The sequence below is a fragment of the Pseudomonas moorei genome (genome assembly GCF_008801475.1).
In the GTDB taxonomy this organism is placed as follows: domain Bacteria; phylum Pseudomonadota; class Gammaproteobacteria; order Pseudomonadales; family Pseudomonadaceae; genus Aquipseudomonas; species Aquipseudomonas moorei.
The window spans coordinates 67,129-88,593 of record NZ_VZPP01000002.1; the positions used below are offsets into that span (position 1 = coordinate 67,129).

Annotated in this window: 19 protein-coding genes and 1 pseudogene; 2 read left to right on the forward strand and 18 right to left on the reverse strand. The window is 61.8% G+C overall.

Translation table 11 applies throughout. The annotated features are described in order from the left end of the window. Positions 1-37: 37 nt before the first annotated feature. A complete protein-coding gene (locus tag F7R06_RS03220; RefSeq protein WP_090326014.1) occupies positions 38-961 on the forward strand; it encodes a LysR family transcriptional regulator in 924 nt (307 codons plus the stop codon). A gap of 6 nt (positions 962-967) precedes the next feature. Here F7R06_RS03220 and trhA read toward each other — a convergent pair whose 3' ends face one another. Further along, on the reverse strand, positions 968-1,585 hold the full coding sequence (gene trhA, locus F7R06_RS03225) for a PAQR family membrane homeostasis protein TrhA (RefSeq protein ID WP_090326018.1): 618 nt from the start codon (positions 1,583-1,585) through the stop codon (positions 968-970). Positions 1,586-1,804: 219 nt separating this feature from the next. Here trhA and F7R06_RS03230 point away from each other — a divergent pair, with 219 nt between their 5' ends. Then, the gene (locus tag F7R06_RS03230; RefSeq protein WP_090326021.1) at positions 1,805-2,719 is read left to right on the forward strand and encodes a LysR family transcriptional regulator; all 915 of its coding nucleotides are present in this window, start codon (positions 1,805-1,807) and stop codon (positions 2,717-2,719) included. Positions 2,720-2,761: 42 nt separating this feature from the next. Here the strand turns inward: F7R06_RS03230 and madM are convergent, their stop codons facing one another. The 17 genes and pseudogenes from madM to pilG all read right to left on the reverse strand — a co-directional run bounded on the left by madM (position 2,762) and on the right by pilG (position 21,401). Next, positions 2,762-3,526, reverse strand: coding sequence for a malonate transporter subunit MadM (gene madM, locus F7R06_RS03235; protein ID WP_090326024.1), 765 nt, complete (start codon positions 3,524-3,526; stop codon positions 2,762-2,764). 1 nt (position 3,527) lies between these two features. Beyond that, positions 3,528-3,944: a malonate transporter subunit MadL gene (gene madL, locus F7R06_RS03240; RefSeq protein ID WP_090326027.1), complete on the reverse strand. Its 417-nt coding sequence runs from the start codon at positions 3,942-3,944 to the stop codon at positions 3,528-3,530. Positions 3,945-4,002: 58 nt separating this feature from the next. Continuing rightward, positions 4,003-4,914: a malonate decarboxylase subunit epsilon gene (gene mdcH / locus F7R06_RS03245; RefSeq protein WP_090326030.1), complete on the reverse strand. Its 912-nt coding sequence runs from the start codon at positions 4,912-4,914 to the stop codon at positions 4,003-4,005. Beyond that, positions 4,911-5,531 carry a malonate decarboxylase holo-ACP synthase gene (locus F7R06_RS03250; protein ID WP_090326033.1) on the reverse strand — a complete coding sequence of 207 codons (621 nt, stop codon included), beginning with the start codon at positions 5,529-5,531 and terminating at the stop codon, positions 4,911-4,913. Before F7R06_RS03250 ends, mdcH begins: the two co-directional genes overlap by 4 nt. Beyond that, positions 5,525-6,328 carry a biotin-independent malonate decarboxylase subunit gamma gene (gene mdcE, locus F7R06_RS03255; RefSeq protein WP_090326036.1) on the reverse strand — a complete coding sequence of 268 codons (804 nt, stop codon included), beginning with the start codon at positions 6,326-6,328 and terminating at the stop codon, positions 5,525-5,527. The genes F7R06_RS03250 and mdcE overlap by 7 nt, the downstream gene beginning before the upstream one ends. Further along, complete coding sequence (locus tag F7R06_RS03260) at positions 6,325-7,176, reverse strand: biotin-independent malonate decarboxylase subunit beta (protein WP_090326039.1); 852 nt, start codon at positions 7,174-7,176, stop codon at positions 6,325-6,327. The genes mdcE and F7R06_RS03260 overlap by 4 nt, the downstream gene beginning before the upstream one ends. After that, positions 7,169-7,468, reverse strand: coding sequence for a malonate decarboxylase subunit delta (locus F7R06_RS03265; protein WP_090326043.1), 300 nt, complete (start codon positions 7,466-7,468; stop codon positions 7,169-7,171). The genes F7R06_RS03260 and F7R06_RS03265 overlap by 8 nt, the downstream gene beginning before the upstream one ends. After that, positions 7,468-8,343, reverse strand: coding sequence for a triphosphoribosyl-dephospho-CoA synthase (locus F7R06_RS03270; protein ID WP_090326046.1), 876 nt, complete (start codon positions 8,341-8,343; stop codon positions 7,468-7,470). Before F7R06_RS03270 ends, F7R06_RS03265 begins: the two co-directional genes overlap by 1 nt. After that, positions 8,343-10,013 carry a malonate decarboxylase subunit alpha gene (mdcA, locus tag F7R06_RS03275; RefSeq protein WP_090326049.1) on the reverse strand — a complete coding sequence of 557 codons (1,671 nt, stop codon included), beginning with the start codon at positions 10,011-10,013 and terminating at the stop codon, positions 8,343-8,345. The genes F7R06_RS03270 and mdcA overlap by 1 nt, the downstream gene beginning before the upstream one ends. Before the next feature lie 233 nt (positions 10,014-10,246). After that, a pseudogene (locus tag F7R06_RS03280) lies at positions 10,247-10,662 on the reverse strand (hypothetical protein). Next, positions 10,625-11,254 carry a nucleotidyltransferase domain-containing protein gene (locus F7R06_RS03285; protein ID WP_090326052.1) on the reverse strand — a complete coding sequence of 210 codons (630 nt, stop codon included), beginning with the start codon at positions 11,252-11,254 and terminating at the stop codon, positions 10,625-10,627. The pseudogene F7R06_RS03280 and the gene F7R06_RS03285 overlap by 38 nt, the downstream one beginning before the upstream one ends. Positions 11,255-11,315: 61 nt before the next feature. Further along, on the reverse strand, positions 11,316-11,783 hold the full coding sequence (locus F7R06_RS03290) for a chemotaxis protein CheW (RefSeq protein WP_090326055.1): 468 nt from the start codon (positions 11,781-11,783) through the stop codon (positions 11,316-11,318). Continuing rightward, a complete protein-coding gene (locus tag F7R06_RS03295; RefSeq protein ID WP_090326058.1) occupies positions 11,776-17,784 on the reverse strand; it encodes an Hpt domain-containing protein in 6,009 nt (2,002 codons plus the stop codon). Before F7R06_RS03295 ends, F7R06_RS03290 begins: the two co-directional genes overlap by 8 nt. A gap of 49 nt (positions 17,785-17,833) precedes the next feature. Further along, positions 17,834-19,894 (reverse strand): methyl-accepting chemotaxis protein, encoded by a 2,061-nt coding sequence (locus tag F7R06_RS03300; protein WP_090326060.1) that lies wholly within the window; start codon positions 19,892-19,894, stop codon positions 17,834-17,836. Between the two features lie 129 nt (positions 19,895-20,023). Continuing rightward, positions 20,024-20,563, reverse strand: a complete 540-nt coding sequence (locus tag F7R06_RS03305; protein WP_090326063.1) for a chemotaxis protein CheW — start codon at positions 20,561-20,563, stop codon at positions 20,024-20,026. Between the two features lie 10 nt (positions 20,564-20,573). Continuing rightward, on the reverse strand, positions 20,574-20,939 hold the full coding sequence (pilH, locus tag F7R06_RS03310; protein WP_090326066.1) for a twitching motility response regulator PilH: 366 nt from the start codon (positions 20,937-20,939) through the stop codon (positions 20,574-20,576). A 57-nt stretch (positions 20,940-20,996) separates the two neighbouring features. Then, positions 20,997-21,401, reverse strand: coding sequence for a twitching motility response regulator PilG (gene pilG / locus F7R06_RS03315; protein ID WP_090326068.1), 405 nt, complete (start codon positions 21,399-21,401; stop codon positions 20,997-20,999). Positions 21,402-21,465: the final 64 nt, after the last annotated feature.

The window sequence follows — 21,465 nt, forward strand, 5'->3', positions numbered from 1 at the left end:
AGATGCTCAACCCATAAACAAAGGTTATGGACTCGCCATGCGCCTTCGTCACATCGAGATTTTCCAGGCCATCCGCCAAACCGGATCGATCAGCGCCGCCGCGCAATTGCTGCATGTCTCGCAACCGGCGGTGACCAAGGTGCTGCAACACGCCGAGCAGCAGTTGGGGTTCCCGTTGTTCTTGCGCGTTCGCGGCAAGTTGCAAGCGACGCCCGAAGCGCTGGAGCTGGAGCGCGAGGTCGACAAGGTCAGCGAAAGCCTGCAAGGCGTGCGGCGCCTGGCTCAGAGCCTGCGTCGCGAACCGGGCCACAGCCTGCGGATCGGCGCCACTCCGGCGCTGGCCCTGTCGTTGTTGCCGCCGGCCATTCACGAGTGGACCGCACGCTATCCGGACATCGCCTGCGAACTGTCCAGCGCCCATAGCCGTGAGCTGGTGCAAAATCTGCTGATGCGTGAAGTGGATGTCGCCCTGACACTTCAAAGACCGGATCATCCGGGGCTCAAGGCCCACGCCTTGGCGGGCGGTGTATTGGTGGTGCTGGCACCGGCGGGTTACTGGCCATCGGCGCAGGCCGGCATGCCATTGTCATTGATGGCCCTGGCCGATGCGCCGCTGATTGGCTTGTCCAGCGCCGACCCGCTGGCCGCCCGGCTCGACAGCTACCTCGAAGCGGTCGAACCTCCGCCTCGGGTGCGCATCGCGGTGCAGACCTATTCGCTGGCCCGGGCGATGGTCGAGTCCGGTGCCGGGCTGGCGGTGATCGATCCGTTCACGGCCCTGGGCGCTTCCCCCGCCACAACGACTATTCGCCCTCTCGCGCCACCGCTGCCCATCACCCTGTATGCGGTGACCCGTGCCACGGAACCGCCGCCCCACACATTGAGCGACCTGTTGCAGGTGTTCAGTCGACAGGCCCAGGCACAACTCGACCGCATTGCGGGTCTTGCACCGGATCTGTAGGAGCGATCACAGGACATAAAAGAAAATCGCCACGAAGTGCAGCAGACTCCCGGCGATCACAAACAGATGCCAGACCCCATGGGCATGCCGCAGGCGATGGTCGAGGGCAAAAAAGATAATGCCCACGGTGTAAAACACCCCGCCCGAGGCCAGCCACGCAAACCCGGCGCCACCCAGCGCCGCCAGCAATGGCTTGACCGCCACCAGCACGATCCAGCCCATCACCGCGTATATCACGATCGACAGAATCCGCGCTTCAGAACGCGGCTTGATCTCCTGCAAGATGCCGATCAGTGCCAACCCCCAGACAATCCCGAACAACGTCCAGCCCCAGGGCCCGCGCAAGGTCACCAGGCAAAACGGCGTATAACTGCCGGCGATCAGCAGGTAGATCGAAAAGTGATCAACCTTCTGCATGATCACTTTCTTGCGTCCGCGCACGCTGTGGTACACGGTCGACGCGCTGTACAGCACCAGCAAGGTGAAGGCGTAGATCGCCATGCTGACGATCTTCCACGGGCTGCCATCCAGGCTGGCGAGGACGATCAGCCAAATACCACCAACAAACGCCGCCACCGCCCCGACCAGATGCGTCCAGGCATTGAGTCTTTCCCCGTGATACATCGGTAATCCACCTCGAAAATCATTAACCCAACGTACAAGGCTTAGGCCTGAAGCTTAAAAGCGCAATGTTTCAGAACACAATGGCCGGCTTTCTGCTGTCGAGCCTCAAGTTTTACGTTGATCTTCATGGCGCCATCGCTGGCAAGCCAGCGCCCACAAAGGTCTGCGTAACCCAATGTAAATAGGCACAATCGGGTCATTCCAAAAAGAGTCCGCGCCATGCTGATTGACGAAGAGTTGACCCTGAAAAAACTCGAAGTGTTCCTGGCCTTCATGCGCACCGGTAACCTGGCGCGGGCCGCGGCCGAGTTGCAGACCAGCAACGTCAGCGTGCACCGGGCGATCCATTCGCTGGAAAGCGCCTTGCGCTGCCCGCTGTTCAAACACGAGGGCCGCAACCTGACGCCGCTGGAAAGCGCCTACGTGCTGGAGGAGCGGGCACAGAAGCTGATTCAGGACGTGCTCGAGAGCGTGCGCCTGACCCGCGAGGCCGCCGGGTTTTCCGCTGAACGCTTCAAACTGGGCTCACTGTATTCGCTGACCGTGAAGACCGTGCCGCAGTTGATCATGGGCCTGAAAATCCGCCGCAGTGAACTCAACATCGACCTGATCCTTGGCTCGAATTTCGACCTGCTCTACAAACTCAAGAACATGGAAGTGGATGCGATCCTGGTGTCCCTGGACGACAGCATCAACGACCCGGACTGCGAGCAGATTCCGTTGTTTTCCGACGACATCTTCCTCGCCACGCCGGCCGATTCGAAGTTCGCCCAACGCAGCGAAGTCGACCTCGCCGAAGTGCGCGACGAAACCTTCATCACCCTGACCCAGGGCTTCGCCACCCACCAGGACGGCAAGCGGGTATTCGAGCAGGCGGGGTTCGAGCCGAAGGTGGCGATGCAGGTCAACGACATCTTCACCTTGCTGAGCATGGTCAGTTCGGGGGTGGGTTATGCCTTGCTGCCGGGCAGGATTGCGGCGGTGTATGAGAACCGGGTGAAACTGATCCCGTTGCAGGAAAAATACCGGTTGCAGCAGCACATCGGGGTGGTGTTTCTCAAGGCCAAGGAGCGTGACCCGAATCTGTTGGCGTTGCTGGCGGAGTGTCGGATGTATGCCAATCGGCAGGCCTGAAACGGGTGGCGAGGGAGCATGCTCCCTCGCCACAAAAAGCAATCAGCCCACAATCCCCCGAACGATAAAGAACAACAACGAAGGCCCCAGCAAGCAGCCCAGCCCGGTGTGGAAGGTCGCCGTCAACGCACCATAAGGCACCAGACGCCGATCCGTCGCCGCCAGCCCCGCTGTCACACCGCTGACCGTCCCGGCCAGGCCACCAAACACCATGGCCGAACGCGGGTTATCCAGGCCCATCCAGCGCGCCGCCATCGGCGTGCCAACCATCACCAGAATCGCCTTGATCAGCCCGGTGGCAATCGACAACGCCACCACATCGGAACTCGCGCCAATCGCCGCCCCGGTCACCGGCCCGACGATGTAGGTCACCGCGCCAGCGCCAATGGTGGTCATGCTCACCGCATCGCGATAACCGAAGGCCCAGGCCATGCACACACCGACAATGAACGGCAGCACCGTGCCCAGCAACAAGGCAATCGCCCCGATCAAACCGGCCTTCTTCGCTTCGGTCGCCTGTACTTCGAACGCCGTGGCGACGATGGCAAAGTCACGCAGCATCGCGCCGCCCATCAAACCAATGCCGGAGAACAGCGTCAGGTCCGCCAGGCCTTTCTGCCCGCCCGTCAGCGTACCGCCGACCCAGGCCAGGACCAGGCCGATGACGATGGCAATCGCCGAGCCGTGAATACGCCCGAAAGTCAGGCGTTTGGACACCACCACCGACACCCACATGATCACGCCAACGAATGCGAACGCCGTGACCAGACCGTTGTGTTCCAGGCCTTTCTCGATGAGATCCCACATATCAGCGACCTCCTGCCGATGCGCCAACCGACGTTATTTCCGCCGGCTCGTCGGGCAAGGGTTCGCCCTTGTGGGTCCGGCTGATCAGCGCAATGGTGCAGCCGCAGACCACCACCGAACCGATGGCCGCCAGCACCGCCACCGGGCCGCCGTGCAGCGCCGTGACCACGTTCTGTTGCGCGGCCATCGCCACCACCACCGGAATGTACATCGCGCCCCAGAAGCCGACGCCCATCTCGCAGTCCTTGGTCATGCCGCCACGCTTGTGCATCCACAACCGCGCGCAGATCAGCAGGATCATTGCGATCCCGACTCCGCCGACATTGGATTGCACACCCAGCAACACGCCCAGCATGTCACCCATGATCACCCCTGCCAGCGTACAGATCGCCAACAGCGCCACACCGTAAATAATCATTGTTGTCGTCCTCAAAATGCATCGTCGAATATTGTTTTTGTTGTTCGAAGCCTGAGATCTAGGGTTGGCGGCTTCCCTCCTCACGCAACAGCGCCTGCAGGGTATCGAGCCGTGCACCGTCGAAAGCCATCACGGTGCCCTGCTCGAACACCCGGCGCGCCAGCCCGGTCAGCACCGCACCGGGCGGCAGTTCGATCAGTAGACGTACGCCGCGCTCATAAGCGCTTTGTACCGTGCCGCGCCAATCCACCACACGGCACATGTTGAAAGCGAGGTCGTCGCGCAACGCTTCGATGTGGGTCACCCTCCGCGCGCGGCTGCCGCTGAGATAACCCAGGACAGGCGTTTTCAGTGGCACCGTGGCGAAGGCTTCGGCCAGGACCTTCGCCGGCGCATCCAGCAGCGGACAGTGCGAAGGCACGCTCACCGCCAGACGCTTGGCCAGTCCGGCGCCATGGACTTTCGCCAACTCGGCGACCGCTTTCATCGCACCATCGCTGCCGGCGATCACCACCTGGTTATCGGCGTTGATGTTGGCCAGGTAAACCGGCGAGTCATTGCCGTGAACCCGAGCCAGCAAACCTTCTACCGTAGTCAGATCCAGACCGATTATCGCGGTCATGCCGTAGCCCTGTGGATAAGCCTGCTGCATCAACTCACCGCGCAGGCTGACCAGATGCAACGCATCGCTGAAACTCAGCGCACCGGCCACCACCGCTGCCGGGTAGGCGCCGATGGACAATCCGGCGACATAATCCGCAGCCACTGACAGCTGTCGTGACGCCGCCACGCCCGCGATCAACAGGCACAACTGAACGGCCCGCGTCGACTGCAGGGCTTCGGCAGAATCGAGCCGCAAGACATCCTCACCGAGCACGTCGCTCGCCTCGTTCAGGGTTTCCCGAGGCAAGCGCTGGAGCATGCCCGGCTGCTGCGCGCCCTGGCCGGGGAACACCAACAAGCTGCTCACGCTGCCTGCTCCTGCGGGTTCCATGGATCGAGCACCAGACAGGCCTGACTGGCATTCTTGAGCAGAACGCGATTCGAAGAACCGGCCCATTCACGCAAGGCGACGGCGCCATATGGCGTCTGCAATTGCATGTCCACCGCGCACATGGCGCTGTCGAGCGTCGCCAGCAACGCTTGAGCGCGGGTGCGACTCAGCGGCTGCGGCGTACGCAGAATCAGGTCGAGATCACTGCCCTCGTGCAGGGCTGTAAAACCGCTGGCCAGCTCAAACCCGGCACTGCCACTGACACCCCAGACCCAACCGCCGCCATTGAGCATGGGCCGCAATTGATGCAGGGCTTGAAGTGCCGGCAACGCACGGTCGATGTCGACATGACAGAGTGCTTCCGGCGTAACCCAACGGGTGATCGACCTGATCGCCATCGACGCCGCGTAACGCTGCTCACGCAGACGGCCACGCACACCGACCGCAACCTGCCCTACCGCTGACAAAGCGCGCCGTACCACCACCGGTTGCCCTGCAAGGACAGACTCGATCACCCACGCCGGCGCATCCGCGGGCAACTGCTCCAGGGTCATCCCCCAGAGCAGGTCGTGGGCCAGCAGCGTGTTCACCACTGTGCCCTCAGCAATTGGCGAACCTGGCTTGAGGCCGCGCGATTGGCGGCACCGAGGCGGCCGCTCAGGTCACGTCCTTTGGCGGCGACATCGCCGATCGCCAAAGTCAGGCACTCAGTCACCCGTGCCAGATCGCTCACGGACGGCTGTTCGATCTGCTCCACCGACAAGGTTTCCCAGAGCAAGCCAAGGCTGGCATAGCTGTCGATGTCATAGGCCATCGGCGGCACGCTGGCGGCCAGGGTTTCCAGTTCTTCGATACTGCGCAGCGTCACCCGCGCCGCCGATGCCTTGCCCATGGCATGCACCATCACACCCGGATCACGCAAGGCAATCAGCCGGTTGGCTTGATAGCCGTGGGCGAGAAACGCCCCGGACATGGCCTTGCCCACCAGCAAGCCGATCACGGCGTGGCCGGCCAGTCGGGCACGGGCATAACTGTCGACGGCGCCGGCCAGGGCCTGATGAATACCGAGCGCTTCTTCGCGCCGGCCATAAGCTTGACTCGGTACGTCGACGATGGCGATCAAGGCACGTTTTTGCGCTTTGTCCTGATCGGCCGCGATGACTTCATCCACCGCTTTGGCCAGGCCCCAACCTTCGAGCAAGCCGACCTCGCCATGTCGGGCACGAACAAAACGGTTATCCGGATCGGCCACCACCGCGATAAACCGAACGGCTTGTTCACCGATAAATCCATCCGCCACCTTCAGCGAGGCCGGCAAACCTTCGACCGGTTTGGCACCAGCACTCAAGGCGTTGAACCAGTTCAAGCCTCTCAGTGAATACGAGCTCATGAGCGCTCTCCTTGATACAGATCGCGAACCACTGAAGGTTCGATTTGCGGTTCGGCGTCCAGACGCGCCAGCCGTTGCAGGAACAGTTCGGCCTGAGCGCTGCGTTGCTGCGCGGGCAAACCCTGCTTGAGCAATGCGCTGACCTGTTGGCGGATCTGGGCCACGTCGTCCTCGGCGTAGCGGTCCACCAGGCCGGTGGCGAAACGTTGTTCGCCGCCGGTCAGGCTCCAGATGAATGGACGATCCCGCGAGTCGTACTCCTCAAGCCCGGCTTCCTGTTCGATCACCTGCGGACCGTTCAGGCCGAGGCGCGCTTCCTGGGTCACCAGCAAATAGCTGCACAAGCCCGCGGCAATCGACATGCCGCCGAAGCAGCCCACGCTACCGGCCACCACGCCAATCACGGGTTGGTATTGACGCAGGTCGACAATCGCCGCATGAACATCGGCAATCGCCGCCAGGCCGAGGTTAGCCTCCTGCAAACGCACGCCACCGGTTTCCAGTAGCAGCACGGCACGGGTCGGAATGCCCTTGCGGTTGTCTTCGACCGCCAGCTCCAGTGCACCGGCAAGTTTCGCCCCGCCGACTTCACCGAGGCTGCCGCCCTGGAACGCCCCTTCGATAGCCCCGATCACCACCGGCAAACCGTCGATGCTGCCCTTGGCAATGATCACGCCGTCATCGGCCTGTGGCACTACGCCCTGACGCGACAACCAGGGCGACATGACCCGTTGAAACGGGTCGAGCAATTCACGAAAGGTACCGGCATCGAGCAAGGCTTTCGCCCGTTGGCGGGCGCCGAGTTCGACGAAGCTGTGCTTGTGCAGCAGTTCAGCGCTGTCAGTCATGGCTGATCTCCTCGAAACCCTGCTCCAGGCGCAAACGCACCACGCCGGGGGTGGCGCCGAAATCGTGAATATTGATGTCCATCGCCGGCGGGGTCTGCCCGTCGAACATCCGTGCAAACAGGTGCTGCCAGCGTTGCTCGCTGCCATTGACCGAGGTCTGCACGTTGATCGTCAGCCTGCCGGCCTGACCCGGCTCGATCAGCACTTCCAGATCGCCCGAGCCGACACAGCCCACCAGCGTGCGCCCGCGTGGCGGCTGCCCGGCGGGGAATTCAAAGGATAAGGTTTCCATCAAAAAGCTCCCTGATTAATGCCGTCGCGGGATTCGATGCGGTCGATGAACAGGCAGGCTGCGAGCAGATCGGCAGCACCACCGGGCGAGGCATTCAGCGCGATTAATTGTTGGTCCAGCTCATGCAAGCGACGGCGACCGCCGAGGCTGGCACTACCACCGGCGTCGAGTACCGCCTGGGCGCCACGCTGCATGGTGTGCAGGCCATGCTCGCCGGCGCGGTAGAGCACGCAGGTGTCGGCCAGCCGGGTCATGATCGCCAGCAGTGCATCGAGCCGGGCGTTCTGTTCGCCATGGCCGGCGGCGCGGCTGCGCTTGAGTTGTGGCAGGGCGCGCTGGGTGACGGCCGGGAAGCCCAACTGCGCTTCTTCCCGGGCACCGCGAGCGCCATAGCGCTGGGCGACCTGAGCACCATGGCTCAGAGGCCGTGGCGCATGGCGGTCGTCGAGCAAGGCCAGGCGTGCGGCGCGCAAAGCGATGGAACCTGCGGCAGTGGATTCAGGCTCCAGCGCGGCAGCCGCAACCAACAGGCCTAACGCCCAGATGGCCCCGCGATGGGTATTCACGCCGTGGGTAGTGGCGAGCATCACTTGCTCGCCTTCTCGGCCGATCAGCCCGATGGCCTCACGCAGGGGCGAACCGATCTCGCCGATTTCGATGGCGGCTTCAGCCATTTCCTTGAACGCTGGCCACAAGGACAGTGCCGAGGCGTGCATCAGCCCCAGGTGCAAATCGGTATGGGCACCGCTGCCGCGTCGGTCGACCAGCGCCGGCTTCGGCGACAGGTCCGCTTCGTCGATCAGCGCGTCCACCGCCAGGTCCGCCAGCCGGTCGGCCAGGCTCAGGGGTTTCGCTTGCAGGTTAAATGCGTGCATTACCAGCTCCTGAATTTGGCGGGCGGGTTGTAGAGACCACCGGACCACTCGACCAGGTCGGCCACGCTTTTGGCGGCGAGCAATTCGCGGGTGGCGTCGGTGCGGCGGATGCCCAGGTCTTCGGGCAAGGCGATCAGCCCTTCGCGGCGCATGCGCGCCGTGTCTTTGGGGTTATGACGCAGGCCGATGGCGGTCACCCCGGCGACGGCGGCGATCATCGCCCGGCGCTCTTCCAGCGAGCGCGCCTTGTACAGGTAGGCGATGCCTTCTTCGGTGAGCAGGTGGGTGACGTCGTCGCCGTAGATCATGATCGGCGCCAACGGCATGCCGCTTTTTTTCGCCACGTCGATCGCATCGAGGGTTTCGACGAACGTCGGTTTGCCGCCCTCCTGGAAGGTCTCGACCATCTGCACCACGAGTTTCTTGCCGCGTTCGAGCATGGGTTCAGGCGCGTCGCTGTGGCGCATGTCGAGCCAGGCCGGCGTACCGTGGCGCCGACCACGTGGATCGTGGCCCATGTTCGGTGCCCCACCGAAACCGGCCAGGCGTCCACGGGTCACGGTTGAAGAATGGCCATCGCCATCGACTTGCAGGGTGGCACCGATAAACAGGTCCACCGCGTATTGCCCGGCGAGTTGGCTGAACATGCGGTTGGAACGCATGGAACCGTCACGCCCGGTGAAGAACACGTCAGGCCGGGCGGCGATGTAGTTTTCCATGCCCAGTTCGGTGCCGAAGCAATGCACGCTTTCGACCCAACCGCTTTCAATCGCCGGGATCAACGTCGGGTGCGGATTGAGTGTCCAATTGCGGCAGATCTTGCCCTTCAATCCGAGGGATTCGCCGTAGGTCGGCAGGATCAGCTCAATGGCGGCGGTGTTGAAACCGATGCCGTGATTGAGCGACTGAACATTGTGTTTTTCGTAGATGCCGCGGATCGCCATCATCGCCATGAGCACGTGCACAGGCTTGATGTGCCGGGGGTCGCGGGTGAACAGCGGTTCGATATAGAACGGTTTATCGGCCACCACCACGAAATCGACCCAGGACGCGGGAATGTCGACGCGGGGCAATTCGCTGACATCGTCCACCAACTGATTGACCTGGACGATGACAATGCCGTCGCTGAACGCGGCCGGCTCGATCAGGGCCGGGGTGTCTTCGGTACTTGCTCCCGTGTAGATGTTGCCGGCGCGGTCGGCCATGAAACCGGCCGAGAGCACAACGTTGGGAATCAGATCCACCACCAGCCGCGCATAGAGCTCGATGTAAGTGTGGATCGCGCCGATTTCCAGCAGGCCGTCTTCGAGCAACTGGCTGATGCGCAAGCTTTGCGCGCCGGCGAAGGCGAAGTCGAGTTTGCTGGCAATGCTGCGTTCGAACAGGTCCAGGTGCTCGGCGCGTCCGACGCTGGGCATGATCATGTGCAAGTCATGCAGCTTGCCCGGATCGGCCTTGACCAACGAGCGGGAGAGAAAATCCGCCTGCTTCTGGTTGTTGCCCTCCAGCACCACACGGTCGCCAGGCAGAATCAACGCCTCCAGCGCCGCCACGATCTTGTCGGTGGGCAACACCACACCGTCGGCAAGGCCCCGCACCAGTTCGAGACGCCGCAACTTTTCGCTGCGCCGCCGCGTCCATCGCGAGTCGGGGGATATTGTTGTTGTCATGACCACTCCACGGGTTCGCTGTCGTGGGGTCACCTTAGGAGCGTTGGGTGGCGGGCATCAATCAAGCAGGGTGATGGATTGTTACGGTCAGGTTAATGGTGCAGAAGAGTTTCGTTGCCATGGCTGACGCCTTCGCGGGCAAGCCCGCTCCCACAGGTATCGTGATTGCAAGAACAGTGTGGAAGCCGGCTTGCCGGCGATGGGGCCGTCAAAACGTTTCGAAGCTTCCTGAATCACCGTTCTGCCATTTGCTGCTCCACCCCGATCAACAACTGCGCAGTGCTTTCCAGCAACTGCCCCAGCAATGCCTCATCTTCATCCATATAGCCTTCGTACTCCGCCAGGTTGCGTCGTTCATGGCAAAGGGCGAATAGCCGAACCTGCACCCTGCGGTGTGGATCAGGCACTGGAAAACCAGGTAACGCTTATCCGAACGGTAGCCACGCAATCGAAGCGCTGTCAGTGCAATGCCATGAGCAGCGTTGTAGGCCAGATCGAATCGGCTGGCGAAGGAAAGTGAAGAGGTTTGCGCATCTTTCAGGCGATCTGTTGCCGAACGCATCAAGCCTTCGCATTCCTTGCGATCGGGTGCTTCGGCCTTCAGTCCACCACTACGTAACAGGTTTTCCAGATTCTCGTTGCTGCCCATCCTTGGACTCCAAAGGGTTTTCCCCCATCAGGTTGATCTTCTCCTGTTGCGCTACCCGCATGACGAAGCTGTTTTCGGCCGTCAGTTTTGCAACCCAGTCATCAGGGGTGTAGAGCGTCGGATTAAGGGTGCGGCCCAGATGCTCTTCCAGAGGTAAGAGCCGCTCCATCACATCACTGTAGTGCAGCCCTTCCCCGATCAACATGAGGTCAATGTCACTGGATGCGATGGCCTGATCCTTGGCGATGGACCCATAAACAAACGCCCATGTGAGTTGTTCGGCGAAGGGTTGCAGTGCCTCACGCAAAGGCTCGGCGATACCGAATGTCTTGCGAGTAATACCCAACAGTTCGGCATAGATCGGGCAATCGGGATTGGCCTGGTAGTGGGTCTGATTACCCAGACGTGACATCGTCAGCACACCCGCTCGTTGCAAGCGGTCCAGTTCGCGCATGAGACTGCCTTTTCCGACCTGAGCCCAGCGGGCGATCTCGTTCGCGTAAAAGCTTCGGTCGGGTTTGCCAAACATAAGGCCCAGCACTTTTTGCTGGGTCGTGGTGAACAATGCTTCGCTCAGCGACAGGTTTTCCACGTCAACAACCAAAAGGTCCCAAAAAGGGAACTTTAGGTCCCTTTTTGGGAATCATCAACCTTCAAACCAACCCCGCCCCTACCAGCAACTCTTCCAACCCCAGCAAATCCGGAACCCTGGCCACTTGATCGCCCACTTGCACCGCTGCTTTTTCCAGCGAACACAGCGGCACGTCGACATAGCTCAACTGACTGTCGAGCTTGTACGAGCGGGGAATTCCCTGGACCAGCATGGCGATGAATTTCAATTCAGGGCGGCCGCCGAGGGCGTTGAGGATGACGATCCGCGCGCGCTCTCCGATAACGACTTTACTGCCGCACGCCGACTCGAAACTGAGCAGCGGGATTTGCCGGTTGCGCCACGGTACTCGCCCGAGAAACCAGGGCGGCGAGTCGAGGTCGAACGCGGCGGGCTGGTAGTCGATCAATTCGGCGACCGCAACGTTGGGCAGGATCAGGTTGCGGTCAGCCAGGAGCAGTAAAAGGCCAGTGAGGTGGCTGGTGCGCGGGTTGATCAGCCGCTCAAGCATGGGTTTTGCTCCATAGGGCAATGCTTTCGAGCAGGACCGATTCCTGGTACGGCTTGCCGAGGTAGTCGTTGACACCGATGGCCATGGCGCGGTCGCGGTGTTTCTGGCCGGTGCGGGAAGTAATCATGATGATGGGCAGGTGCTGAAAACGCTCGTCACTGCGGACTTGCCTGGCCACTTCGAAACCGTCCATGCGCGGCATTTCGATGTCGAGCAGCATCACGTCCGGCCTGTGCTCTTCGAGCAACAACATGGCGTCGACGCCGTCCTTGGCCGTCAGCACGTTCATGCCATGGCGTTCGAGCAAGCGGCTGGTGACCTTGCGTACAGTCACCGAGTCATCGACCACCATGATCAGCAACGGCCGTTGCGGCTCGGGCTCGAGGTCTTGATTGGCCGGACGCTGTGGCACATGGGCTTGCAGGGCGCGGATCGGCGCCAGCAAATCCAGAATCAGCACCACCCGGCCATCGCCCAGGATCGTCGCGCCGGAAACGCCCTGCACGGCCGCGAACTGCGGGCCGAGGCTCTTGACCACGATCTCGCGAGTGCCGGCCATGGCGTCGACCAACACCGCGATGTGCCGCTCGTTGCACTGCACCAGCAGCACCGGCAGCGGCAGGTTCTGGCCCAGCAACTTCGGCCGTGGACTGGTTTTCAACAGTTCGCCCAGGTAGCACAGTTCATAGCGTTGCCCGGCGTATTCATAGGTCGGCGGGTCGAGGCGGAAGTGCCCTTCGAGTTCGTTTGGCAGCACACGGACGATCCCGTCGATGGTGTTCAACGGGATCGCGTATTGATCCTCGCCACATTGCACCATCAGCGCGCGGTTGACCGACACCGTGAACGGCAGGCGAATGCGGAAATGCACGCCCTGCCCCGGCACGGAATCAATACTCATGCTGCCGCCCAGTTGCCGGACTTCTTCATGCACGACATCCATGCCGACGCCGCGCCCGGAAATCTGGGTGATTTTCTCGGCCGTGGAGAACCCCGGCTGCAGGATGAATTGCAGCACGTCGCGGTCGCTGATTTCGCTGTTCGGGTCGAGCAGACCGCGCTTGATCGCCTTGCGCCGCACCGCCTCCAGCGGCACGCCGGCACCGTCATCGCGGATATCGAAAATGATGTCGCCACCCTCGCGCAACAGGTCGAGGGTGATCCGTCCCTGGGCCGGTTTACCCGCCGCTATTCGCGCCTCGGCAGATTCAAGTCCATGGTCCACGGCATTGCGCAGCATGTGCTCCAGCGGTGCCGCCATGCGTTCGAGCACGTTGCGATCCATTTCGCCTTCGGCGTTTTCGACGATGAACTCAACGTCCTTGCCCAACTCCTCGGAAACCTGACGAACGATGCGTTTCAAGCGCGGCAGCATCTTTTCGAACGGCACCATGCGCGTGCGCATCAGGCCTTCCTGCAGCTCGGTGTTGATACGGCCCTGCTGTTGCAGCAGGTTTTCCGCGTCCTGATTGCGCCGGTCGAGGGTTTCCTTGAGGTCGAGCAGGTCGGAAGCGGACTCGAACAGTGCCCGCGACAGTTGCTGCAATTGTGAGTGCCGGTCCATTTCCAGGGGATCGAACTCTTCGTAACCCAGGCGTTCGGCGTCGACTTGCTGGCGACTGAGGATCCGGCCCTGGGTTTCGATATCGAGGCGGCGCAACTGATCGCGCATCCGCTCGATGGTGGTTTCCATCTCGTTCAGGGCGATTTGCGCATCGCTGACCTGCTGCTCGATGCGGCCGCGAACAATCGATGACTCGCCGGCCAGGTTGACCAGGTCGTCGAGCAGTTCCGCCGAGACCTTGACCATGTCGGCGCCGGCATCGGGTTGCAGCGGGGTTTCGGCTTTTGCAGCGGCGGGCAGCGCGATTGGCGTTGGCGTTTCAGGCAGCGCCGGGTGGCTGAAATTCTTGATCGCGTCGATCAGTCGATCGGCCGGCGGCAAGGGTTCGCCGGCGCGGGTCGCGTCGAGCATTTGCGCCAGTCGATCATGGCTGCGTTGCAGCAGCTCGAACAACGCCGCCGTGGGTTTCAGTACTCCGGCGGATAAACCTTCGTAGAGAAATTCCAGCTCATGGGCCAAATCGCCGATCGGGGTGATCTCCACCATGCGTGCGCCGCCCTTGAGCGTGTGCAGGTCGCGCAGCAGGGTTTCCACTTCCTGACGATTCGACGGCTCGGCCTGCCAGCGCACCAGCGCCGCACCGGAGCTTTCGATGATGTCGAAACCTTCCTCAAGGAAGATGTCCAGCAGCTCGCTGTCGTGATGGGCCGAGTCATTGCTGGCCGCCGGCTCGATCAGATCGGCATGGCCTGCGTGTCCCTGGCGGAACGCACGGATCGCTTCGATCAGTTCGCCCGGATCGTCGAGGGATTGATGCTGTTGCAGCTGTTCAAGCAAATGCGCCAAGCGATCGTGGCTGTGTTGCAACAAAGAAGCGAGCCCGTCGCTGTAGCTGTACCGGCGGTCCACCAGGCCTTCGTAAAGGCTTTCCAGTTCATGGGCCAGATCGCCGACCGGCTCGACCTCGGCCATGCGCGCGCCGCCTTTGAGGGTATGCAAATCCCGTTGCAAGGACGACAGCGGCGCAGCATTGGACGGCTCGCTTAACCAGCGCTGCAAGGCCGGACCGGCGCTTTCAAGGATATCCGCGGCTTCTTCGAGGAAGATCGAAACGATCTCGTCGTCCGGCTCGTGTTCCCTTGTAGGAGCGAGCCTGCTCGCGATGGATTCACAGGCGCCGCGTTTATCCTGCGATAACGCGTCATCGTTGACGACCATCGCTGGCAAGCCAGCGCCCACAGGGGGCAGGCTGTTTTCAAGTTCGGCGGTGGCATCGGACAGTTCGCGGATGCTCAGGGTACGGCTGCCGTCGCTACGGATCAGGCCCATGGCCGACGGGTCGAGGCTCTGATCGAGCAAGCCGTGCAAGGCGCGAATCCGCTCCGGGCGCGGACTGACTTCCTGGCCGGCAGCCAGTTCGTCGAGCATGTTGATCAGCGCTTCGTGGGCACTTTGCGCTTCATGGAAAAACGCCTCGCTGACCGCCAGGCTGCTTTCTTCCACGGCACCGTAAAGGTCGAGCAAGGCTTCGCACAGCTCATCCACCGGATGCAAATCGGCCAGGTGTGCACCTTCGCCGAGGGTGGTCAATTCATCCAGCAGCGCACTGAGTTCCTGGCGTTCGCCGGGGTGTTGCTGCCAGCGTTGCAACAGGCTTTCGGCGTCCAGCAGGATGTCCATGCCCTGGGCCAGAAAGTTGTTGATCAACTGCGGATCGCGCTTGATGCGAAGGCCTGTGTTCGGGGTGTTCGACAGGCTGGCCAGACGTTCGGCCAACAAGGCCTGGGTGCGTTCGATCAATGCCGCCGCGTCAGGGATCTCGGCCAACGGGTCCGTCTTCAGTTGGCGCAAACCGAGGCGGAACAAACCTTCGGCTTCCAACAGCAATTCGACTTCGTCCAGGTCGAGGGCGATCTGGTGGGCCTTGTATTCCCGGGCCAGTTGATCCAGCGGCGCGGCGAGCTCGGCAATCGGCAACACCCCGGCCATCGACGCACTGCCCTTGAGGGTGTGCAAGGCACGCTGCAATTCATCGCTGGCCTGCAACGGCACGTGTTCGGCAGCCTGATCCAGAAAGCGATTGAGACTGCTCAAATGGGATTCGGCTTCTTTGCGGAAGATCTCCAGCAACAAAGGATCGAGGGCCGCGACGTCTTGGGTATCTTCATCGGCGGCCAATGCCTCGCCCTTGGCCAGGGCATGGGCCCGGGCGGCCAGTTGGTCGACGTCGTTACGCTGGCGTTGGGCATTGGCGGCAAATTCGGCCACCAGCTCCGGCAACAGCGCCAACACATCGCCCAGCAGTTGTTGCACCGCAGCGCCCGGGGCGACGCTGTGTTCCAGCACACGGTTGAGCAGGTTTTCCACGGCCCAGGCCAGTTCGCCGAGCACCAGTGCCCGGACCATTCGGCCGCTGCCCTTCAGCGTATGGAAAGCGCGACGCACTTCCCCCAGGGCTGACGGGTCATCAGGGTTGGCCGACCAGCGCGGCAGGTATTCCCGCAGGATGTCCAACACCTCGTCGGTCTCTTCGAGGAACACTTCGCGCAGCTCGTCATCCACCGGTGTTTCACCGGCAGGCGGCGGCAACAGGCTGCCCGGTGTGGTCTGGGCGGGCGGATTGAGTGCCGACACAGGGCTGGCCAACACATCCGCCAGGGTCTGGACGACGGCCGGGGTGTCCAGTTCCTGCCTCTGCTGCATGACCTGCGCTTCGCTCGGACTCAGTACATCCTCGAGCACCGGCACATGCTGTTCGCTAGGGAAGAAACCGAGTGACGCCAGGCTTTTTTCGGCGATATCGAGCAACGACTCACCGGGTGCTTCCGGGTCATCGTTGAGGCGCTCCAGATAGTATTCGAGGCTGGCGATCACGTCGGCCAGGCTGTCCAGTTCCTGCCAGCCGGGCTGACCGGGATCGAGCAACAGGTGCTCGCGGATGAAGTGATTGCAGGTTTCGATCAGGCTGGCCGCGCGGCTCAACGGAATCATCGCCAGCGCACCGCGAACCTGGGTCAGCAAGGCCGGCAGCGCCTGTAAATGCTGACGGTCCCAGTCGGCGTCGATGTAGTCGACGATCATGTCCTTGGCCTGTTGCAGGCAGATGCGCGCTTCCTTGATCACGATCTGGTGAATCTGCGTCAGGTCGGTGGTTGGCAGACGGCTTTCTTCCTGACTCTCCGGCTCCACGGTGCCGACCATGCCGGCCAGCGTCGCTTCGACGTAGAGCAAGGCCCCGGCGACGTCCATGAGAATCGCGTCATCGGGTGCGCGCTGGCCCTGGGCGAGGCTCAGGACCACCGCCAATTGGTCAATGATGACCTTGCGCGGCTGACCGAAACCCAACACCGCCAGGGTGTCGGCGATTTGCCGCAGCGGCGCCAGCAGGCTGTCGAGATCGGAAGCGTGTTGACGGTCGCTGCGCACGAACAGGTCCAGGCGCTCCTTGACCCGCACCAGCTCCTCGCACAGTGCCGCCAGTACCGAACGCATGGCGTCGCGGTCAGGCCCTGCCAGTCGTGCACGTTCCTCATCGACCATTGCGCTGTCAGGCAGCGCGTCATCCAGTCCGTAGCGATCTTTCATGGTCAGCATCTGCCCGGTGGGGTGTTCGGCTTTGGCTATGTAGAACAGCAAACTCTTGAGCAGCTCCGGCGGCGCCGGTTGATTGATGGCGGGCATGCCCTGTTCGAGCAGGCGTTTGAGTTCTTTGTCGGCTTCCTTGAACAGGCTGCGCAAGGCAGGGCTGTTGGCAATCGCACCGGCGCGCATGCCTTCGACCAGCGCCGCGGCGATCTGCCACAACGGGCTCAGGGGTGCGTTACCGCACAGGCTTTCGAGGCGACTGAATACCTTGGCCAGATAACCGAGATTGGTCTCGTCATCCTGCTCGCGGAGCAAGCCAACCAGGGCCATCTGCAACATTTGCCGCAACTTGCGCAGCACGCTCGGCAGGTCCGGCGGTTCCAGATGCGCCAGCGACGCTTCGTCCAGCGGCGGCAGATCGGGCAGCAGCGGGCTGAACAGGCTGGTTTCCGACAACAGGCCTTCGCCACGGGCGCTGCGCAGGTCGTTGATCAGCGGCAGCACCACCAGCGGCAGGTCGCGTCGCGCACCCTGAACCCGGTCGAGGTAGATCGGCAGTTGCCCCAAGGCTTGCATCAGCAGGTGCAGCGCCTCGTCACGATGGCTGACGCGGCCCTGTTGCAGGGCGCTTACAAGCTGCTCCATCTCTTCGGCGAGCAAGGCCGCGCCGTAGAATTCGACCATCTGCAAACTGCCGTGAACCTGATGAATGCACGCCAGGCAATCGCCCAGCGCGTGCGTCGCCTGCGGATCATCCAGCAGGGTTTCGATGGCGTGATGAGCCTGCTTCAGCGTTTCGGCAATCTCGCCTTTGACCCATTCGAGGGCCACATAGTCGTGCCGATCACCCATAACCACCTCAGTTACCACTTCAGTCAAAATGCCAACGCCCGCAGGCGGTTCAAGCTTTGTCCGTCGCCTGCGCCTTGGCGGCCGGCAAGGTGAAACCGGACACCGACCGCCGCAACTGGCTGGCCATCTTCGCCAGGTTGCCAATGCTCTCGGCAGTGGCGGTGGAACCTGACGAGGTCTGCGTCGTGATTTGCTGGATCACATTCATCGTCAGGGAAATCTGACCGGCAGACGACGTCTGTTGTTGTGCGGCATTGGAAATACTCTGGATCAGCGCCGCCAGTGTCTTGGAAACCCCTTCGATTTCTTCCAGGGCCACACCCGCATCCTGCGCCAGCCGCGCACCCCGCACCACTTCGGTGGTGGTCTGTTCCATGGAAATCACGGCTTCGTTGGTGTCGGTCTGAATCGCCCGCACCAGTGTTTCGATCTGCCGGGTCGCGGCGGACGAGCGCTCGGCCAGACGCTGCACTTCATCGGCGACCACCGCAAAACCGCGCCCGGCATCACCGGCCATGGACGCCTGGATCGCCGCATTGAGGGCGAGGATGTTGGTTTGATCGGCAATGTCATCGATCAGGCTGACAATGTCGCCGATTTCCTGGGAAGACTCGCCAAGACGTTTGATCCGCTTGGCGGTGTCCTGAATCTGTTCACGGATGTTGTCCATGCCGTGGATGGTGTTGTGCACCACCTCGTTGCCCTTGTTGGCGATTTCCACCGAGCGTTCGGCCACCGCCGACGATTCGGCAGCGTTGGCCGACACCTGGTCGATGGATTCGGCCATCTCATTGATGGCGGTAGAGGCTTCGGCAATCTGCTGCGCCTGATGCTCCGACGCCTGCGCCAGGTGCATGGCGGTGGCCTGGGTTTCCTGCACGGCGGCCGCCACCTGGCCGGCCGTCAGGTTGATGGTCGCCACCAGGTCGCGCAGTTGATCCACGGAGTAATTGATCGAGTCGGCGATGGTGCCGGTGAAATCTTCGGTGACCGATGCCGTGACCGTCAGGTCGCCATCGGCCAGGTCCTCGATCTCATCGAGCAGGCGCATGATCGCGTTCTGGTTGCGCTCATTTTTCTCGGCAGTTTCCCGCAGCTGGCGATTGGTTTCACGCACCATCACCAGGCCAATGAGGATGATGGAGGCCAACGCCAACAGACCCAACACGTAACCGCCAATGGTATCGGTGGTGCGCCCGCCCGCCAGGTTTTCGAAACCGCTGGCCAGGTGCGAGGCTTCATCGAGCAGGGTTTGCGACAGGCTGAAAATGTTGGTGGCCGATTCGCGCACCTTGAACAGTTCGGGCGAGGTTTCGAGGATTTCATCCACTGAACCCGAGACAAACTCGAACAGCTCGGAAATTTCGGTCAGTCGCGCGCGCGCATCGCGATCTTCGACCTGGCTGATCCTCTGCGACAGGTTGCCCTGGAGCATGCCGTTGAGCACCAGGCCGAAACGCGCCGCGTCGCGACCGAAAGCGTCGGCAGCCTGTTGCGAATTTTCATCGCCGGACAACACCGTGTTTACCGCGCCGAGAATCCGCTCAGCCAGCAGCGATTGACGTTGGGCCATCGCCACCTGACCCGCCGGAGCACCGCGCTGCAGCAGGATTTCCACCACCTTTTCGTATTCGACCTGCAGCTGCGGCACGGTTTCGGCGAGGGTGGCGGCCACCTGATGCAGTGACAACACGGTCTGCTCGCTGGAGAGAATGGCGTCGGTGTTTTTCAGCAGGCGCTCCCAATCCAGTTGCACGGCGCGCATTTCCGGGCGCACGGTCGCCGGCGCTGGCGGCAAGCCGGTCGCCGGATCGCCTTTTTTCAGATAGCCCCAGCGCTGGGCAAAATCGTTGCGCGCATCGCTGAGCAGCTTGAATGCCGCAGCCTTGCCGGCGGCGGCCTCGGTGGCGTTTTTGGCAATGCGCTGGGACAGCACGCGCAATTCGCCAGCGTGGCCGATGTACTGCTTATCGTAAGTGGCCTGGGTGTTGAGGTACGCGAAGTTGGCGAACAACAGCATGATGAAGATGATCAGTGCGATAAACAGCACAATGATCTGCGACCGGCTGCGCGACCCTTCCATTGGCTTGCCTGCTTTTGCTTTTATCATCGGTCACCAACACCCTTTAAAGCTTGCCGAAGTACCTGTAGGAGCGAGCCTGCTCGCGATTCAGGCGCCGCGGCGCATCAGGAAAACCGCGTTATCGTTCAATCGCGAGCAGGCTCGCTCCCACAGGGTTTACAGGGCCACGTTCATGAATCCTTGCGAGCGTACCAGCGCAAACGGGCTGAACACCCGCCAACTCTGCTCGCCCTGGAAACAGCCTTCAACAAATGCCGCCATCGGCCCCTGCAATTCGTCAGCGGGCACGGCCTTCAGGCTGTCTTGAGCAAAGTGCTGCAGGCCGAAGACTTCGTCGACCATCAAGCCGGCAAACACATCTTCGTACTCCACCACCAATACCCGTCGCTGCCTTCGCGCGGTCGACAGTTCGTAACCAAAGAAGCCACACAGGTCCATGATCGGCAACAACCGTCCGCGTAGGTTGGCCACGCCCTTGACCCAAGGCTTGACCCCGGGCAGTTGCGTAAAGCGCGGCTCGTGCAACACCTCGCCGACTTCGCTCATGGGCGCAACATACCAGTGCTCGCCCACGCGAAAGCCGATGCCACTCCAGCTGTCCTGCCGGGGTGGCTGGGACGGCAAGTCCGCGGCCAGCAGACGACAACGCTGGTCAATCTGCAGCAGCAGCTCGAAGGCGGTCAGCGACTCGGTCATGACCGGACAATCAACCGGGCAGGACGTTGTTCAGGGTCTTGATCAGGGTTTCTTCGTCGACGGGCTTGGTCAGGTAGTCCCTGGCCCCCTGGCGTGTGCCCCAGACCTTGTCGGTTTCCTGATCCTTGGTGGTGATGATGATCACCGGGATGTGCCCGGTTTCCGGGTCTTTGGTCAACTGACGGGTCGCCTGGAAACCGTTGAGGCCGGGCATGACGATGTCCATCAGCACCGCGTCGGGCTTTTCCAGGCGGGCCAGGGCCACGCCGTCGGCGCCGTTTTCGGCTTTCAATACTTCATGACCGTGCTTTTCCAGCATGCCGGTCAGTTTGTACATCTCAGTCGGCGAATCATCGACGATCAGGATACGAGCCATGGTCTTCCCCATTCTTGTCGACGCAAGGCCCGTTGGCCGAGCGTCACTGTAGGTGTCTTACTGCGGCAAAACGGCGGCAAAGCCCGGAACATGGGCCTGGATCGCGTTCAGCAGTTCTTCCTTGCTGAAAGGCTTGGTCAAAAACTGGTCGGAGCCGACGATACGCCCCTTGGCCTTGTCGAACAGCCCGTCCTTGGACGACAGCATAATCACTGGCGTGGACTTGAAAGCCGGGTTGTTCTTGATTAATGCGCAGGTTTGATAGCCATCCAGACGCGGCATCATGATGTCGACAAAGATGATGCCAGGGTGATTGTCGGCGATCTTGGCCAGGGCATCGAAACCGTCGATGGCCGTGATCACTTCACAGCCTACGTTTTTCAACAGCGTTTCGGCGGTTCGGCGAATCGTCTTCGAATCGTCGATGACCATGACCTTCAAGGCGCTGGAATGCTGTTCCATAAATGCTCTACCGTCGCCTTTGCGAATCAAATTGTCCGTTTGCCGGTTAATGGCGGCCAGAAAC